Raw genomic sequence first — 15,398 nt, 5'->3', positions numbered from 1 at the left:
GGCTCGTTTTTTTCCGCAAACAAGGCATTTGATCAGAGCGCCGCGAAGGGCCGGTGCCTAGCAAAGTTACAACAACCGTATACTCGGCATAGCCACCGGCTCTGCATGCCATTTGAGGAACTGCGATAGACTGTCGACCTGATCGTCATGTCTGCCGTTTGGAAACAGGGTGATCTCGCGCTGGAATTCGGCCAGCCACGGAGATTCAACGGGCACCGAGATCTGACCGCCTTCGATCAGATGTGACACCGAAAGCAGACGTGTGGCCTTGTCATCCTTCGGAATCATGCCCCTGATGCTCAGAAAAGTGTCCGCTTTGAGGTCCTGGATCAGCTGGATACCGGAGCCAGCCTCTTCGATCAGTATCAGCTTGGCTTCCCACGTGCCTGCATGCGCTACAATCCTACGGCGCAGTTGCGGAAACTCGAGCTTGGCCCGCATTACGTCCAGCAACCAGGCAGTCTTTCCGCGCACCAGCCAGGTCGTGCAGACTGACCAATCATTGGCTTGATCCGCCTTTGAGGCCGTGTCCCAGCTTTGAACGATCCGGTCACCGGAACGCTGGCTCGGGACGGCCTCATAGGCCTGGAACCAGTCCCATTTGACCAGGCCACCGCCCAGCGGTGCCGGGCGCTGTTGATACTGGGCGGCAAAGACATAGGAGCCAAGTTCGGATTTGCGCTCCTCCAGAAGGGTGCGCGGCAGGCGCTCTGGATGCAGCAGGTGGCCGGGTTCCCGCACCACCCTACCCCGCCAGCCAATATCAATCCCACACGGGTCTTCGGCGATGGCCGGAAGGTCAAGATGATGCCAACCGCCCTGCTCCAGCAGGACGCCTGCCAGATCGGCCTCATGCACCCGCTGCTGGATCAGGATGATGGCGGAATTGGCCGAATCATTCAGTCGGCTCAACAAGGTGGACCGATACCAGTTGAGGACCGCGTTGCGTTTCACTTCCGACGTTGCGTCTTCGGGCTTGTGCGGATCGTCAATGAGGATGATGTCACCACCCCGGCCGGTCAGCGTGCCGCCGACTGTGGTCGAGTAGCGCCCGCCGCCCCTTGTGGTGCCAAAGTCGGCGCGGGCCCCCTGGCCTTTTGCGATCCGGGTTGCGGGGAACGCGTCCCGGTACCACCCGGTGCCCAGCACCTTCAGGCAGTCTAGCGCCAGCTTTTCCGAAAGACCATCCGCATAGGACACCGCCAGAATGTTGAGGTCGGGGCGGTGCCCCAGCATCCAGGCCGGAAACGCCACCGACGCCGAGATCGACTTCAGGCAACGCGGCGGAATGGTGATAATCAGACGGTTGATCTTCCCAGCCGCCACCTGGTCCAATTGATAAGCGATGGCATCGATATGCCAGTTGTGCTGATAACTGGCGCCGGGATCGACGGTGGCAACCGTGCGCTGAATGAAGCTCGACAGATCCTTGCGCAACAGGGCGCGCAGGATCTCGGCTCGGTCAAGATCTCCCATCATCATCCTGCTCAACCTCCGAGTTTTCTCTGTCCTGCTCTCCATTTTGTGTCTGGCCAATCAAGCAGTCCGCGTAGCGCTCCAGAATTCCGTCTTCGGTGGCGCTCAGCTGGCGCTCTGTCTCGCGAGAGCCCTCTTCAAAGGATTGCGCCTTCGCAAGATCAAGCATCCTGTCAATCGCCCGGGCATTGCCCTTCAGCGCCTGTTCACGAAGTCGCATCAGGGTGGCCCTCTGACTGCTCACTTTACGCGATTTGCCATTCTCACTGACGGTGACTTTGGCATTCAGAACATCGCGCAGGTCGCTGCCAAAGTCCTTCGAGCCCTTTGGGCGACCCTTCGGATTGCCCGATTTGCCCTTTTTGAACCGGGATATTTCCGGCGGTTTTCCAAACCCGATTTCATAGTCTTTCTTCCTCATGACTCGCCTCGCGCCTCGCATTGCTCTTCGAGGGCGCTGAACGACATACCATCACCGATGCGCACCGGATCTTCGCCAGTCTCCTTGCGCCATCTGCGCAGGATCACATCGACATAAGCCAGATCGATCTCCAGGCCGCGTGCCACCCGGCCAGATTGTTCGGCGGCAATCACCGTGGCACCCGCCCCAAGAAACGGATCCAGCACGATGTCGCCACGCCTGGTGACGTCCAGTAGCGCGTCTTTGACCATCGTCACCGGTTTGGCGGTCGGGTGCGCATGCAGCTCTTCCATCCGGCCCGCACGGAACGTGTTCACCCCGGCATAGGTCCAGATATTGGTGCGGTTGCGGCCATAATGGCCCAGCTGCACGTTGTTGCGATGGCGCGCTTTGCCTTTGCGGAACACAAAGACCAGCTCGTGTTGTGAGCGGTAAAGAGATCCCATGCCGCCATTGGTCTTGGCCCAGACACACAAGTTCAGAAGGTTGCTGAATGCATCGTTGCCAGCCACCAGCATTTCCCCCATGTGGCGCCAATCCATACAAGCGAACCAAACCGCGCCATCGCGACTGAACTCTGACGCCAGACCCATCGTGGCTCTAAGGAATTCCGTGAATTCAGGCTTCGACATCTCGCCCGAGGCCTCGGCAAACTCCCGATGCTGAATGGCGCCTTTGCCAGAGACATGGCCATTGATGCGCACGTTGTATGGTGGATCGGTAAAACCAGCATCTGCGCGTTCGTCACCCATCAATCGCTGCATGTCTTCCTTTGAACGCGCATCACCGCAAAGAACGCGGTGGACGCCAAGCTGCCAGAGATCGCCGACCTGGGTGACAGTCTCCGCACCGACCTCAGGCGTTTTAACCACGTCTGGTTGATCGCAAGCGACTTTACTTCGGCCTTCCAGGATCACGTCAATCTCACCAACCTCAAACCCGGTCAGATCCACGTCAAAGCCGATTTCCATCGCACTCAGATCCGCCAGTTCTGCCGCCAGAAGGTTCATATCCCAACCAGCATTCAGCGCGATCTTGTTGTCCGCCAGCATCAGACCCCGTTTCTGCTCCGAACTCAGATGGCCCATAACAATCACCGGTACCTGCTCCAGCCCAACCTCCTTCGCGGCCGCCAGACGTCCGTGGCCGGCAATCAGCACGTTGCTCTCGTCGACAAGGATCGGATTGGTGAACCCGAAAGCCCGGATACTGTCCGCAATCTGGCGCAACTGGCGCCGGTCATGCGTTCGTGCATTGTGCGGATTGGCCGTCAGGAAGGACGGTGGGTGGTAGCTGATGGAAAGGGAATGCATGTGCCTGTCTCCTTCTGTCAAAGGCTACTCAAGCAAATCCGACCTTCCAGTCGAGCGATAATGGACCGGTTAATTCTTTACCGCCCTCAGGACCTCGAGCGGTCTAGTTCCCGCAGATGTTCTATGGCTTTTCGATACGGTTTCGCCATATCAGCCGGAGTTTTCGGGCGGTATTTCTCCGGCAGCACTGCATGCAAATCGCCTGCCAAAAGACGGCATATTTCCAGCCCCATGCCAGTGTCACGCTCTTCATAAGCGTTGTAAGTCCGTCCTGGCACGGTGCCGGATGCGCACCAATAAGACTGGGCAAAATACCCAGCCAGATAGGCCAGTGCCGGCTCGCTAGGGCCGCGTTTCACACCAGCTGCAATGGAAACGTCCAACAACTCCAGGACCTGCGGCAGGAATTCAGCCGCCTGTTCTGGCGCGTTTCGCAGAGGATTAATGACCTCCCACCGCAGGCACTCCTCCAAATGGATGGTGACCAGCCGCTCCAGCACAGGGAACTGTTCAATATCTCGCACGAATTGATCCAGCGGAACCCGCTGTTCACCTCTTTGCGCCCTCTCCAGAACCAGCCGCAAGTTGCGTATATAATCCCGCAGCAGAACGCCCAGCTTCACTGGCACAGGTTTGGTGTAGCTTATTTGCTCAGCGTGGGTCGCCAGCTCTTGCCACAACCCGATCTGGAATTGAGCCATATCCACTGCACTGGCAAAGCCACGCCCCAAGTCCGCCATCAAGAGGCCAATTTGATCCTGAGTGAGCCGGGTCTCAAGAAGTTTCCGGATAGTTTCCAAACTGGGCTCGGAAATAGCGGCACGATCTGCGACCCACCCGAAATCCGCTATTCCCAGACTTGTCAGTAAGGTTTCCTCAAGCGCGGGGCAATAATCATCAGGGCAAGACATGGCCAAACTTAGCAGATCCCAATGCCAACGGACAGAGACGGAAAAAACAGCGGGCGGAGATCACGCATTTCCAAGCTGAGGGGTAAGCAGCTGTCATTCGCTGCGGTTTGCATCAAGGTCCGCTACGCGGACGAAGCCGACATATCGGTTTGGATGAATCGGGTCGCGCCGCAGCTAGTTTTTCCAGACCCGGCGATCGGCCACAGTCTTCGCAGTTGCTCCAACGACGAGAACACAAAGCCCGAATTTCGAGATGATCTCCATCGTCCCTTCGATCAGCATGGCATGAAACACGCTACTGGCCACGGCAACAGTAATGAGGGCGGTGTGGACGCGGCGCCAATTGCGCGGACTTAGCCCCAAGCTCTTGCGAAAGGCTGCCAGACCTGCGGCTCCGAATATCGCCCACATAGCAAGAACCCCCCAAACGGAAAACGGTGTGGGAGAACGAAAAAGCAGCGCGTCGATCACGTCTGGAGGACTGGTGATCCAAAGACCTGCGACGTGGACAATGATCGTCGCAACCAGAATGCCGCCGACCAAGCGGTGCGCCGACCGCCCCCACCGGGGCGGCAGCCCGGGCAGATGGACACCCGCCAACAAGGGCTGTAGGAGCATAAGTACCATAGCAGACACACCCGCGAACCCAGCCGCGATGTATATTGGTTGGCGCCACGCAAGTAGCGGGCTTGACGCCGACAGGGCTAGTGGAACGACAATTGCCGTGGCAAGAACTCCCCAAACCAATATACGTTGAGTGGGGCTCACGTTTTTGCTGTCCATCAGATTACTTGGGTTGAAGCACGAAGTGGGCGCTGAGAGTGGTGTCTTTCGAATTGGGCATCACTGGACGCAGGTAGACGGTTTCAAACGCACCACTGTCATAGGCAAGGTGGCCGTGCGCCTGCCCAAACGCAGGCACGATTTGTGGCATTTCCAGGTGGAACTCACCGTTGGCATCGGTCAGCGTTGCGCCGTGGCTTCGCAAGTCTCGTTCGTGCCCTTCAGTTGTGTGTGCCCAGATCTGAATACGCTGTCCCTCAAGCGGCATGCCGTCACCTGCGCGCCGCACGGTCCCGTGCATCAGAAAACCGCCATTGCCGATCCGGTCCACAATCGGAGCGCCTGGGCGGTAGTTGTTTGCGCCACCCCGCATTGAGGGAGTCGGCGCCAGACCCTTGGCTCTGGCGGGTGCAAGACTGCCTGAATACCCCAGCCCCGCAACCACGCATCCGGCCGTAATGAACGATCGACGGGTAAACAGAAAGTTGGGCATGGCACTTGCTCCAATATCGAATTTCTCTTGTCGCGCTGTCTGAAAAGACCAGTCGCAGGACCATGATACTATAGCAGATTGCGTAAGTTTCCGAGAGCCGGATGCCGGCAAATGCGCCAATTCATGCTCAATGTTTCGTGATATTGGTTGGGCCGTACACCCCCCGAAACTGGTGTCTGTAAAACTGGCAATGCTCTGCACAAATGACGGCATTTGAAAAATTGATTAGGCCAGATCGCCTGTTTCAGGCGACATTCAATACACGCTGACCGGGAGGAACACCATGAACCGCATGACCGCAAAGGACTTTGATCAAGAGCTGTTGGATCTTTATGATTTCTACGCTCACGGGAAGATAACGAAACGCGAATTCCTTGATCGCGCCGGAAAGTTCGCGGTTGGAGGCATAACCGCTGCTGCGCTTTTAAGCATGCTCAGCCCGAATTATGCCTTGGCAGAACAGGTGTCCTTCAACGACCCCGATATCCATGCCGATTATATCACGTACCCGTCGCCAAACGGGACCGGTGATGTCCGTGGGTATCTGGTACGTCCCGCAAACACCGAAGGGCCTTTGCCCGCAGTCTTGGTGATCCACGAGAACCGGGGCCTAAACCCTTACATCGAGGATGTCGCCAGACGCTTGGCGAAGGCAGGCTTCATGGCGCTTGCCCCGGATGGTTTGACTTCGGTTGGCGGCTATCCCGGCAATGACGCCGACGGTCGAGAGCTTCAGCGCACGGTTGATCGCGCTGAGCTTATGAACGATTTCTTTGCTGGTTTTGAACATCTCCTTGCACGGGATGACAGCACCGGAAAAGTCGGGGCCGTAGGGTTCTGCTATGGCGGCGGGGTCGTAAGCGCGATTGCGGTTGCCTATCCGGAATTGTCCGCAGGAGTGCCGTTTTACGGACGCCAACCTGCCGCTGACGATGTACCCAAAATCGAAGCCCCCCTGTTGATCCAGATGGGCGAGCTTGACGAACGCATCAATGCGGGCTGGCCGGACTTCGAGGCCGCTCTTAAAGCGAACAATAAAGTGTACGAGGCCCATATTTACGAGGGCGCAAACCATGGTTTCCACAATGACAGCACTCCACGTTACGATGAAGCCAAAGCGACGCTCGCGTGGCAACGAACCATAGCTTGGTTCAACACATACCTGACATAATCTGCAGTTCGCGACGGCACTGCACGTCACTCCGTTGCCCCACGACTTTCGGGCAAGGCGGATGCCACGCTTATCATCAGTGTCCGCTTCGGGCTCGATGCCGTCATTTGCCGCACATCGTTCGAGTGACCGGTTTGGGTCTCACCCTGTCCCTTGTCGCCACTTCCCTGTTAATCTGACTTCCTTCCCTGTTTTCTCAAAGAATTTCCCTGTTAGCATTTGCAGGGAATTCTCTGTCAAGTCATTGCCTACACACGGGAAATACTGATCCAGATGTGTGAAAGAACCCCCAAACCGACTAAATTCCCTGTTCTTTCCCTGTAAAACAGGGAAATTCAGGTGAGACTGGCTAGCTCGAGACTGGGCGCACTGCCATTTATTTCCGACAATAGAAACCGTTCATGCACCCGATACACATCCGGTGCCATGCCTTCTGTTCCATTCTGTCATTGTGAAACTTTTTTGCACTTCGCGCATTTCAGCCCTTGCGCTTGCAAATAGGCTCGCCTAATAAGCCGCCTACCAACAGCGTGGCCCGTTCGTCTATCGGTTAGGACGCCAGGTTTTCAACCTGGAAAGAGGGGTTCGATTCCCCTACGGGCTGCCAGTTGGGATCTTCTCAAAAAATACTGTGACTGGAATAGCAACCGAGCCGATGGCTGGATGTAAGATGTTCAGCGCGACCTTCTTAGTGCCCCACCTGAAACTTTGCGCGACCGCCCGGGCCTTCGAATACCACCACGCGGATTTCACCATCAGACGCATACTCAGCAGTGACCGTCATGCAAATCGGCGCACCTGTCAGACCACGTGTAAACTTGCGGCAATACTTGCCGTCCTCCAAAGTCCATGTTCCTGCAAAAGAAATGCCGTTGAACACACCTTCAAGCGTTCCATCGGCGTGAATATAGGATTGAGATACCTGCGTGCTGTTTAATTGGCGCCCTAGGATAGATCGAACAATTTCCCCAGTCTGGGCCATCCCCGTATTCGACATAGACAACACCCCGACCGCAACGCCTGAAGCAAAGGTAATCGCGCGACATAACAATGGCATAGGGGCCTCTGACATAATGGGGATCAAGGTTGTGCTAAGGCCAATACAAGAACCTGTCAACCAGTCAGAGAATTACCAGTTTTTCCAGAATACCCTGCAATCGTATACGCTGCGCGCCCTGCGTGTTTCGAGGCATAAAGCGCTTTATCCGCTTCTTCGGACATCAAAGTTTGATCCGGCTTCAGATAATTGGAGGATGACACAACACCGATGCTGGCTGAAATCCGGCAGTCCATACCCCGGTACTTGATCGGGGCTTCAATCCGCTTGATCAGGCGAGCAGCTATTTTTTCAAGCCGCATGGGGAAGACCTGATTGTCCAGAACAATCACGAATTCGTCCCCACCAACACGCGCCACTAGATCCTCTTTGCGTGTTTCTTCTCGCAGGATCTGAGCCACAACCTCGAGTACCGCGTCCCCTGCGGCATGCCCATGCGTGTCATTGACCGACTTGAAAAAATCCAGATCCAGATGCATCAGCGAGAAAGGTACGTTGCGACGAAACTGCCGCTCTAGCCGCGCCTCAAGGGCGCGTCTATTGGCCAATCCCGTCAACCCATCTGTCAGCGCCTGAGTTTGGGCAACTTCTTTTTCATCCTGAAGGCGGTGCGCCAACTGACTGGCAATATCCATTGCGGCAGATTTGGCTTCGACCAGATACAGCATTTCGACCGTAAGGTCGGTCGGCGCAAAGTCAGACCCGGTCAATTCATAACGCGCCACCGCTTCTGCAATGGAATACCCGAAGGAGAGGTTTAACAGTACGCTGTCCATATAAGGCATCAGCGCCACCGCCCCAGTCACCGGTGTTCCGTATTCATCACGAATTTTCAACTGCACCCGCTTGGCATCAAACTTAGCTACATCTTCTATGCGTTTGATGTTTCGGGGCCGCTTTAGCTCAAGCAAGCCAAATACGTTGCGCCCAACCAACCTACGATTGGCGAACACCTTTTGGATGGTCGGACCCGCATGTTGCACTAACCCAGAGCTGTCGATCATCATGTGCAAGGGTAACACATGATCCAGCGCACCACAGGTGAAGGGTATCGGGCGTTCGATATTCATTATGCACCATCTGTTGCCCAAAGAAATTCCCGCCCCTGAGCATGTTGACGATCCAACAGGCGCGCCGAGATAATGACACCGTCTCGACTTTCGGAAAACACTTCGAGAAACACCAGCGAACCGTAGTCATCTGCCAACGCACGCAGAACGCCCAACAGGACGTAAGGCGCACCGCTAGGACTGTTTTCGCATGTAATTTCAAAGCAATGCGGCTGGGTTTCATCCACCTGCACATCGGGTAAGGTCAAATCTGGCACGGCAAGGCGCGCGCGCCCCTTGAGATCTTCAAGCGAATGTAAGAACTCGGTAAAATCGACCCCTCCGAACCGAAGTAATCGCCGCACCCGCTCGACACGCGGATCAGTAACAAGAAACGTTCCGAAATCTTCCAGCAGAGAATTTCTGTCGCGGCTTTGCTCGATCGACAGCTGCCTTAGAATCGATAGACAGATCTGATCATCATAGTGAAACATCGGCTCGACGGACTGCAGGTGAAGGTCCAGATCCGCAAGCACCTTTTCCCAGACCTGTTCCCCATAGGTCAGGCGCACAAAGGATTCGAATATCCATAGTATCAAGCCATGCATCATCATCACACGCGTCATTTCACGGTAATGTTCTAAGGCTCATTTCTTAACAATTAGAAAAGGCGCGCTTCGATCTACGCCTGTTGATCCAACCAATCAGGGATTTGCCCGATGTCATCCAGAACCACATCTGCAAAGGAAGACAACTCGCCTTGGGTGGCCAATCCTGTCAGCACACCAATTGTCTGCATCCCAGCTGCACGGCCAGCCTTCAAATCATGTAAGCTGTCACCCACCATTGCTACCTGACCCGCTTCTATGTCCACTTGCCGCGCGAAGGCCAGACAGGGAGCCGCGTCAGGCTTAACACCGTTGCCGCTGTCATAGCCCGAGATGAAATCGAACAGATCCGACACCCCCGCCCCTTCCAAATGTTGTCGCGCAGGGCGCTCGGCGTCATTGGTTGCAACCCCAAGTGCCAATCCTCGGGCGCGCAAATTTTCCAACAACGGCACCAAGGCCACAGCCTCGACCTGCGGAGCGGTTTCAGCTTCGTCGTTAAGAATAGTTTCCAGTGCACCCGCCGACAAATCAAAGTGCTTCTGCAGTGCCGAAACGATCTCGGCTGGGGTGCCAGCGATCACAACACTGTCACGCGCAAAGGTCTGGGTTTCCATATCGAACCCAATATCCCGTCCGACCTCTGCCGCTCGAGAATGGTCGCCATTCGTCAGTCGCAAAAGCACCGCATGTGCCCAAGCCTCCCACGTGGCTTTAAACTGAAAAAGCGTTCCGTCTTTATCAAAAAGAAGAGCCTTGATGGTCATGGGTAATCCTACCTGAGTTTCCTTGGCACACTGCCTATAACTGCCCATCAGGTCCAGTGCGTTTCTGACCCACCCGGCAAAGCATGTCGAACCTGTGAGACCTGATCATAGGCCAGCCCCTGAGCGTCACATGCCTGCATGATCCAGCGATCATCCATCATCAAAAAATCCAGCATCGCGGCAAGAAACTCGGGATTGCCAGCACTGTCACGAAGCGTGTCCTGCCCCGCCCCTGTTGCCCCCATAAACACCGGTAAGAGCTCCTCATTTGACACCAGCCAGGCCAGCATATTCAGCGCAATCCGTTCGGCTTGATCTGACGTCAACTTAACACTCCTTTTCATTTGGAAAGGATTTCTTAACCAATCTGCGGCAGGATGTCTGCAACTCAATTTCAACACTTAGAGAAATGGTTAGATGAGCGGAAGGATCCTGATTGCAGATGATCTTGCGACCAATCGCATCGTCCTGAAGGTCAAACTGACTGTATCAGGATATGATGTGATTCAGGTCGAGCAAGTTGACGCTGTGCTGGAAACGGCGCGGCGTGCTCAGCCTGACCTGATCATTTTGGGACGTGGAAAAGCTGGCCAAAGCCTAACCATCTGCTCTGCCCTGAAAAACGACCCAAACCTGCGTGCGATTCCGGTCATTCTGTTCGCCGACAAGGACAGCCAGAATGCCCGCATTGCCGCTTTGCATGCTGGGGCCGACGATGTCTATTCAAGCGGCGTTGAGGAAAGCACCCTATCAGCTATGGTTCGGAACTTGATCCGCACGCGCGGCACATATGACGAGATCATGCGCCATCGCGACATCTCGGTTGAGTTTGGCTGCGCCGAGGACGCTGCGCAATTTGTCCCCGCCGCACACATCGCCCTGATCGCACCAGAGCCGGAACAAGGGCTGCTCTGGCGCCGCAAGCTTGGTACCGAGCTTCCCCACCGCTTGGATGTCATGACGAAATCACAGGCCCTTTGCGATGTGAACGCGGTTAGCAATGTTCCTGATGCCTTTGTCATCAGCGCATCTCTGGCCGAGGAAACAGATGGGCTTCGTCTGGTCAGCGAGCTGCGTTCACGCATACGTACCCGGAACGCGATCATCGTGGTTATTCACGATCAAGATCGCCCTCATGACGGTGCGATGGCACTGGATCTGGGCGCCAATGCAATCCTGCATTGCGGTTTCGAGTCAACAGAGCTTGCCTTGCGTCTGAAATCCCTTCTAGCCCGCAAGTTGGAACTGGACGCTCTGCGCAATCGCTTTGACTATAACCTGTCGCTTGCAGCGCAGGATCCGCTGACTGGTCTTCACAATCGCCGCTACGCACAAAGCTATCTGAACCGTTTGGAACAAGAGGCCCAAACCAACGGCCAGCCCTATGCGATCCTATTCCTGGATCTGGACCACTTCAAATCCATCAATGACCGGTTCGGTCACGGCGTCGGTGATCAGGTGTTGATCGAAGTCGCAGATCGCCTGCGCAACAATCTGCGCGAGTTTGATCTTTTAGCCCGATTTGGTGGTGAGGAGTTTATGGTCGCCCTGCCTGATGTCAGTCGCAAGGATGTCGCGGCAATGGCAGAGCGACTGCGACGTGCCATCGGAGATGACCCGTTTTCTATCACCGAGACGGCGTTCCCGATTAACGTTACGGTCTCGGTCGGCGTCGCTGTTTGGGGTGATCTACGGGATGATACCCGCAGCGCACGCGAACTGACACAAGCCGCCGATCAAGCGCTTTATGAAGCCAAATCCGATGGCCGGAATGTCGTCACGTTTGGACGTACTGCCGCTTGATCAAGTAGGTGGCGCCCCTGCGAAATCTACTTACATCAGCGATCTTTAGCAGGTCGCCCTCGGTCGACCGCGCTTTCCAACCGATCGGCAAACTCTTTGCGGTCTTCAACAGACATTGCGCCGATCCGTTCGACCAGTAGACGACGCAAGGTCTCGCCGCGCGTACGTAGCCGCTCTGCTTGCTGCAGCATGGTTGCTTCAAAGGCGGTGGCGTCGAAACTGTCGTTCCGTAGGATCTGCAGAAGCGCCTCGAAGTCGCGCTCTAGCACTGCGCGGTTGTCCTTGAACGAACCGCTTTCGCGCTTAAAGTCACGGCCGATTTGACGCCGGTCCTTGTGATCCAAAGCCTTGGCAATTGGGCCAAATCCCAAATCGCGGATCGAACCGCGTTCCGGGCCTCGGTGATCAAAATCGTCTCCGCGATGTCCCGAAACCTTGGCCCCAACGATCAGGCCCAGCACTAGAAGGTTCAGGGTCAACGAGGCAACCAACACAAAGCGCATCCAGCGACGAGGCTGACGCGGTTCAGAGGTCGGCGTCTGTGGTGTCTGGTCTGACATGATTATCCCTCATCCTCTGCAAACAGGGTTGTTCCCAAATATCCGGGCGCAAGGTCTTCCAACGCATAAGACGTATCCGTGGTGGCATAGTCACCCGCCAGAACCAAACCGCCGGACAGCGTTTCAAGCTGAACTGGCTGTGTGAACCCGATCCAGACGCCGGCGACAGTCGCCGTCGCCAAGCTGGCAGCGGCGGGCCATCCGCCTATTGTGGCAAAAACGGACGAAATCCAACTGTTCTTGTGTGCCTTGGGTGTCGGCAACGGGTCAACCACGGGCAAGTGCGCCTGTGCGTCGGCCAAAATCGCCGCCATCAGCGTGTCTGAAGGTTCAACGGCATCCTGCCGGGCCGCATCAAAGAACAGGTCCAGCTCGTTTTCCTGAATTGGCTGATTGTCAGTCTTCGCCATATCCCAACTCCTCACGTCGCTCGGCCAAGTCCTTGGCCAGTGCCCTTTTGCCTCGGGCGGTCAAGCTTTCGACCGCCTCGATGCTGATATCCATAATCTGGGCAATTTCAGGGTTCGTCGCCCCTTCAATATGCCGGAGTGTCACCGCAACGCGTTGTCGTTCCGGCAACCGGTTCAACGCACCCTGCAAGGCTGTCGCCCGGTCGACATCCATCATGTTCTCGACCACTGATGGTTTCCCATCCTCGGGCTCACCCGCCGCATCCAGATCAACGGTCCGTCGTTTTCTAAGCCGGTCGGTGCACAGGTTCGACACCACACGGTACAGCCAGGTAGACACTTGTGCTTCCCCACTGCGCCAGCTTGCTGCCTGTTTCCAAAGACGCAACATCGCTTCTTGCGTCACGTCCTCGGCCTCGGCTCGGTCACCCCCCAGAAGACGCGTAGCATATCCCAGAGCCCTCGGCGCAAGCCGATGGGTTAACAGCTGCGCGGCTGCGGGATCGCCATTGCCGTAAAGCACCAGCAACGCTTCATCCGAAGCACCTTCATACGCGTCCAAGGCCATGTTCATACGTCCTGCCTAGCCCGTTCCCTGACCTAAGACAATGTGCGGATGCCCCACCCCGTCAGGCAGGGCACCCACGTTAGATTTAGCCCTTGCGGTCGCGGTCTTTTCCGCCATGACGCATGAACATCTCTTTCTGGGCCGCGTCGAACTCGGCTGCCGAGATCGCATTGTCATCATCCGTGTCGAACCGGTCGATCATGCGCTCAAGCATGGCTTGCTCGGGCGAGGCTTCTTCAAAGCTCAGGTTGCCATTTCCATCAGCGTCTTTTTTGGCCAGCATCTCTTCCAGCTTCCAGCCCATGCGCTTCTGGAACATCTTGCCTTTGCGCTCGCCTTTGCCGTCGCCTTTTGCGGCCATCCGCTCGGCCATGCGCGTTTCTGCCTGGGCTTTCATCTCGTCCAGCGTCAATGCACCATCGCCATCAGCGTCAGCCGTGTCGAAGCGTGCCTTAGCAGCGGCTTGCAGATCCTCGACGGTGATCTGACCATTCTTGTCCAAATCAACGTCCACGAATTCCATCTGCATGAACCCGCCTTTACGTCCCATCGCACCACGGTCACCGTCTTTGCCGCCGAAAGCCATCGCAGCGGTCGAGCTCAGCGTCAGCACAGCTCCAAGACCCAGAGCAATGGCAGTCGCGGCGGTTTTCTTGTTCAGTTTCATAATAGTCTCCTAAGGTTTCTTGCCTCTTGCGACACCGCGTTTCTGTGTCGCTATGTATCTTCAACGCGCGGCAATCAGGTTTCCGTCGCAGTTCCGTGCATTTTTCCGCGACATCCCGACGCAAGCGCATTTCTAGGCCTGATTTACATGTGAAGTTCTGTATGATGGTCTGACGCGCGAATAAGGAGTCTCCGATGACCGATAACGCTCAGATGACTGCGGATGAAATGATGCCCGCAGTTGCCGAAACTGAACGTGAGCTAAAGCCCGCCCTACGCACGGGCTGGGCGAAACGTTGCCCAAGCTGCGGCACAGGAAAGCTGTTTCAAGGCTATCTGAAGGTCCATCACGACTGCACGGTTTGCGGAGAAGAATTGCACCACCAGCGCGCTGATGATGGCCCGGCTTATCTGACCATTATTGTGGTCGGCCACGTCATGGCCCCCCTGCTGCACATCTTCTATGTGCACGTCGTGCAAGACCCGCTGATGCTGGCCACCATTTTCTCGGTCGGGACTGTCGCTGCGTCACTTTACCTTCTGCCCCGTTTCAAAGGCTTTATGATTGCCTTTCAGTGGGCGAAGCGTATGCACGGGTTTGCTGGGAAGAAGTAAAATCACGCCATAAGGGGCCGACATGGACAAATCCAAGATCATCCGCGACGCAGCTACCGTCATTCTGATCCGGGACAAAGCCACGCGCCCACAGGTTTTGATGGGGCAACGCGGCGCGAATGCAGCCTTCATGCCCAATAAATTCGTCTTTCCGGGCGGCGCGCTGGACGCGACCGATGCGCAAGTCCCTCTGGCGGACGCAGGGGCAGAACCCTGCCTGACCCGTCTGGGTGTGCAAGCTGATGCATCGAAAGCTCAGGCACTCTTGGTCGCTGCCATTCGTGAACTTTGGGAAGAAACCGGCCAAATCCTTGGCGAAGCTGGCGCATGGTCCGGCGACATTCCAAGCGATTGGATGAGCTTTGCAGAGTCCGGGTTCATTCCGTCCGCCAAAGGCATGTCCTTTGTCTTCCGCGCCATCACGCCCAAAGGCCGTCCGCGTCGCTTTGATGCGCGTTTCTTTGCAGTGGACGCGGACGAGCTGAAGACGGATGTCGACAACTTCTCGCGCGCCTCGGACGAGCTGAGCCACCTGCAATGGATCCCGCTGGATGATGTGCGCCGCTTTGACCTGCCTTTCATCACCGAAGTTGTGCTGGCCGAGATCGTGGGCAACCTGCCTGATCTGGGTGCCCCCGCACAGGTTCCGTTCTTCAACAACTCGGACGAAGAAAGCCTGTTCGAGCGGTTGGGCGGCGTCGGCCCTCTGTCCGCCACGCTGTAACGG

At 56.3% G+C, this 15,398-nt stretch carries 19 protein-coding genes and 1 tRNA gene; 5 read left to right on the top strand and 15 right to left on the bottom strand.

The features are described 5' to 3' along the window. Positions 1-66: 66 nt before the first annotated feature. From terL to ALP8811_RS04860, 6 genes are all read right to left on the bottom strand, one after another. On the bottom strand, positions 67-1,476 hold the full coding sequence (terL, locus tag ALP8811_RS04885; protein ID WP_108857434.1) for a phage terminase large subunit: 1,410 nt from the start codon (positions 1,474-1,476) through the stop codon (positions 67-69). Continuing rightward, a complete protein-coding gene (locus tag ALP8811_RS04880; protein WP_108856039.1) occupies positions 1,463-1,897 on the bottom strand; it encodes a DUF5681 domain-containing protein in 435 nt (144 codons plus the stop codon). The genes terL and ALP8811_RS04880 overlap by 14 nt, the downstream gene beginning before the upstream one ends. Next, positions 1,894-3,210 (bottom strand): site-specific DNA-methyltransferase, encoded by a 1,317-nt coding sequence (locus tag ALP8811_RS04875; RefSeq protein WP_108856038.1) that lies wholly within the window; start codon positions 3,208-3,210, stop codon positions 1,894-1,896. Before ALP8811_RS04875 ends, ALP8811_RS04880 begins: the two co-directional genes overlap by 4 nt. Positions 3,211-3,296: 86 nt before the next feature. After that, on the bottom strand, positions 3,297-4,121 hold the full coding sequence (locus tag ALP8811_RS04870; protein ID WP_108856037.1) for a hypothetical protein: 825 nt from the start codon (positions 4,119-4,121) through the stop codon (positions 3,297-3,299). Positions 4,122-4,295: 174 nt separating this feature from the next. Beyond that, the gene (locus ALP8811_RS04865) at positions 4,296-4,748 is read right to left on the bottom strand and encodes a ferric reductase (RefSeq protein WP_306418709.1); all 453 of its coding nucleotides are present in this window, start codon (positions 4,746-4,748) and stop codon (positions 4,296-4,298) included. A 160-nt stretch (positions 4,749-4,908) separates the two neighbouring features. Beyond that, complete coding sequence (locus tag ALP8811_RS04860; RefSeq protein ID WP_108856035.1) at positions 4,909-5,397, bottom strand: peptidase associated/transthyretin-like domain-containing protein; 489 nt, start codon at positions 5,395-5,397, stop codon at positions 4,909-4,911. 283 nt (positions 5,398-5,680) lie between these two features. Between ALP8811_RS04860 and yghX the strand changes: the two genes are divergently transcribed. Then, positions 5,681-6,568 carry a YghX family hydrolase gene (yghX, locus tag ALP8811_RS04855; RefSeq protein ID WP_108856034.1) on the top strand — a complete coding sequence of 296 codons (888 nt, stop codon included), beginning with the start codon at positions 5,681-5,683 and terminating at the stop codon, positions 6,566-6,568. A 532-nt stretch (positions 6,569-7,100) separates the two neighbouring features. Beyond that, positions 7,101-7,175 (top strand) — tRNA-Glu (locus ALP8811_RS04850). An 81-nt stretch (positions 7,176-7,256) separates the two neighbouring features. Here the strand turns inward: ALP8811_RS04850 and ALP8811_RS16235 are convergent. The 5 genes from ALP8811_RS16235 to ALP8811_RS04825 form a co-directional block, all read right to left on the bottom strand. Then, positions 7,257-7,550 (bottom strand): hypothetical protein, encoded by a 294-nt coding sequence (locus tag ALP8811_RS16235; RefSeq protein ID WP_181363690.1) that lies wholly within the window; start codon positions 7,548-7,550, stop codon positions 7,257-7,259. 131 nt (positions 7,551-7,681) lie between these two features. Further along, the gene (locus ALP8811_RS04840) at positions 7,682-8,695 is read right to left on the bottom strand and encodes a GGDEF domain-containing protein (protein ID WP_108856032.1); all 1,014 of its coding nucleotides are present in this window, start codon (positions 8,693-8,695) and stop codon (positions 7,682-7,684) included. Continuing rightward, positions 8,695-9,300, bottom strand: a complete 606-nt coding sequence (locus ALP8811_RS04835) for a heme NO-binding domain-containing protein (protein WP_108856031.1) — start codon at positions 9,298-9,300, stop codon at positions 8,695-8,697. The genes ALP8811_RS04840 and ALP8811_RS04835 overlap by 1 nt, the downstream gene beginning before the upstream one ends. 56 nt (positions 9,301-9,356) lie before the next feature. After that, positions 9,357-10,049 carry an HAD family hydrolase gene (locus ALP8811_RS04830; RefSeq protein ID WP_108856030.1) on the bottom strand — a complete coding sequence of 231 codons (693 nt, stop codon included), beginning with the start codon at positions 10,047-10,049 and terminating at the stop codon, positions 9,357-9,359. A gap of 47 nt (positions 10,050-10,096) precedes the next feature. Then, positions 10,097-10,375, bottom strand: coding sequence for a DUF3572 domain-containing protein (locus ALP8811_RS04825; protein ID WP_306418708.1), 279 nt, complete (start codon positions 10,373-10,375; stop codon positions 10,097-10,099). 91 nt (positions 10,376-10,466) lie between these two features. Here ALP8811_RS04825 and ALP8811_RS04820 point away from each other — a divergent pair, with 91 nt between their 5' ends. Next, complete coding sequence (locus ALP8811_RS04820) at positions 10,467-11,852, top strand: diguanylate cyclase (protein ID WP_108856028.1); 1,386 nt, start codon at positions 10,467-10,469, stop codon at positions 11,850-11,852. A gap of 35 nt (positions 11,853-11,887) precedes the next feature. On the opposite strand, the gene ALP8811_RS04815 is transcribed toward ALP8811_RS04820, so the two are convergent. The 4 genes from ALP8811_RS04815 to ALP8811_RS04800 all read right to left on the bottom strand — a co-directional run bounded on the left by ALP8811_RS04815 (position 11,888) and on the right by ALP8811_RS04800 (position 14,057). Beyond that, positions 11,888-12,412, bottom strand: a complete 525-nt coding sequence (locus ALP8811_RS04815; protein WP_108856027.1) for a periplasmic heavy metal sensor — start codon at positions 12,410-12,412, stop codon at positions 11,888-11,890. A 2-nt stretch (positions 12,413-12,414) separates the two neighbouring features. Then, positions 12,415-12,822, bottom strand: a complete 408-nt coding sequence (locus ALP8811_RS04810; RefSeq protein ID WP_108856026.1) for a dihydroorotate dehydrogenase — start codon at positions 12,820-12,822, stop codon at positions 12,415-12,417. Then, positions 12,809-13,396 carry an RNA polymerase sigma factor gene (locus tag ALP8811_RS04805; RefSeq protein WP_108856025.1) on the bottom strand — a complete coding sequence of 196 codons (588 nt, stop codon included), beginning with the start codon at positions 13,394-13,396 and terminating at the stop codon, positions 12,809-12,811. The genes ALP8811_RS04810 and ALP8811_RS04805 overlap by 14 nt, the downstream gene beginning before the upstream one ends. A 79-nt stretch (positions 13,397-13,475) precedes the next feature. Next, the gene (locus ALP8811_RS04800; protein ID WP_108856024.1) at positions 13,476-14,057 is read right to left on the bottom strand and encodes an EF-hand domain-containing protein; all 582 of its coding nucleotides are present in this window, start codon (positions 14,055-14,057) and stop codon (positions 13,476-13,478) included. Positions 14,058-14,251: 194 nt separating this feature from the next. Here ALP8811_RS04800 and ALP8811_RS04795 point away from each other — a divergent pair, with 194 nt between their 5' ends. Beyond that, positions 14,252-14,671, top strand: coding sequence for a DUF983 domain-containing protein (locus ALP8811_RS04795; RefSeq protein ID WP_245924566.1), 420 nt, complete (start codon positions 14,252-14,254; stop codon positions 14,669-14,671). Positions 14,672-14,693: 22 nt separating this feature from the next. After that, positions 14,694-15,395, top strand: a complete 702-nt coding sequence (locus ALP8811_RS04790; protein WP_108856023.1) for an NUDIX hydrolase — start codon at positions 14,694-14,696, stop codon at positions 15,393-15,395. Positions 15,396-15,398 lie beyond the last annotated feature (3 nt).

This window comes from Aliiroseovarius pelagivivens, assembly GCF_900302485.1.
GTDB lineage: Bacteria > Pseudomonadota > Alphaproteobacteria > Rhodobacterales > Rhodobacteraceae > Aliiroseovarius > Aliiroseovarius pelagivivens.
This window is presented reverse-complemented; position numbering and strand designations above follow the sequence as displayed.

Excerpts from the sequence above, each read along its gene's own strand:
- ALP8811_RS04800 (WP_108856024.1), bottom strand. The coding sequence starts at position 14,057 with ATGAAACTGAACAAGAAAACCGCCGCGACTGCCATTGCTCTGGGTCTT.
- ALP8811_RS04815 (WP_108856027.1), bottom strand. The coding sequence starts at position 12,412 with ATGTCAGACCAGACACCACAGACGCCGACCTCTGAACCGCGTCAGCCT.
- ALP8811_RS04795 (WP_245924566.1), top strand. The coding sequence starts at position 14,252 with ATGACCGATAACGCTCAGATGACTGCGGATGAAATGATGCCCGCAGTT.
- ALP8811_RS04865 (WP_306418709.1), bottom strand. The coding sequence starts at position 4,748 with ATGGTACTTATGCTCCTACAGCCCTTGTTGGCGGGTGTCCATCTGCCC.
- yghX (WP_108856034.1), top strand. The coding sequence starts at position 5,681 with ATGAACCGCATGACCGCAAAGGACTTTGATCAAGAGCTGTTGGATCTT.
- ALP8811_RS04840 (WP_108856032.1), bottom strand. The coding sequence starts at position 8,695 with ATGAATATCGAACGCCCGATACCCTTCACCTGTGGTGCGCTGGATCAT.
- ALP8811_RS04870 (WP_108856037.1), bottom strand. The coding sequence starts at position 4,121 with ATGTCTTGCCCTGATGATTATTGCCCCGCGCTTGAGGAAACCTTACTG.
- ALP8811_RS04805 (WP_108856025.1), bottom strand. The coding sequence starts at position 13,396 with ATGAACATGGCCTTGGACGCGTATGAAGGTGCTTCGGATGAAGCGTTG.
- ALP8811_RS04810 (WP_108856026.1), bottom strand. The coding sequence starts at position 12,822 with ATGGCGAAGACTGACAATCAGCCAATTCAGGAAAACGAGCTGGACCTG.
- ALP8811_RS04830 (WP_108856030.1), bottom strand. The coding sequence starts at position 10,049 with ATGACCATCAAGGCTCTTCTTTTTGATAAAGACGGAACGCTTTTTCAG.
- ALP8811_RS16235 (WP_181363690.1), bottom strand. The coding sequence starts at position 7,550 with ATGGCCCAGACTGGGGAAATTGTTCGATCTATCCTAGGGCGCCAATTA.
- terL (WP_108857434.1), bottom strand. The coding sequence starts at position 1,476 with ATGGGAGATCTTGACCGAGCCGAGATCCTGCGCGCCCTGTTGCGCAAG.
- ALP8811_RS04875 (WP_108856038.1), bottom strand. The coding sequence starts at position 3,210 with ATGCATTCCCTTTCCATCAGCTACCACCCACCGTCCTTCCTGACGGCC.
- ALP8811_RS04790 (WP_108856023.1), top strand. The coding sequence starts at position 14,694 with ATGGACAAATCCAAGATCATCCGCGACGCAGCTACCGTCATTCTGATC.
- ALP8811_RS04835 (WP_108856031.1), bottom strand. The coding sequence starts at position 9,300 with ATGACGCGTGTGATGATGATGCATGGCTTGATACTATGGATATTCGAA.
- ALP8811_RS04860 (WP_108856035.1), bottom strand. The coding sequence starts at position 5,397 with ATGCCCAACTTTCTGTTTACCCGTCGATCGTTCATTACGGCCGGATGC.
- ALP8811_RS04880 (WP_108856039.1), bottom strand. The coding sequence starts at position 1,897 with ATGAGGAAGAAAGACTATGAAATCGGGTTTGGAAAACCGCCGGAAATA.
- ALP8811_RS04820 (WP_108856028.1), top strand. The coding sequence starts at position 10,467 with ATGAGCGGAAGGATCCTGATTGCAGATGATCTTGCGACCAATCGCATC.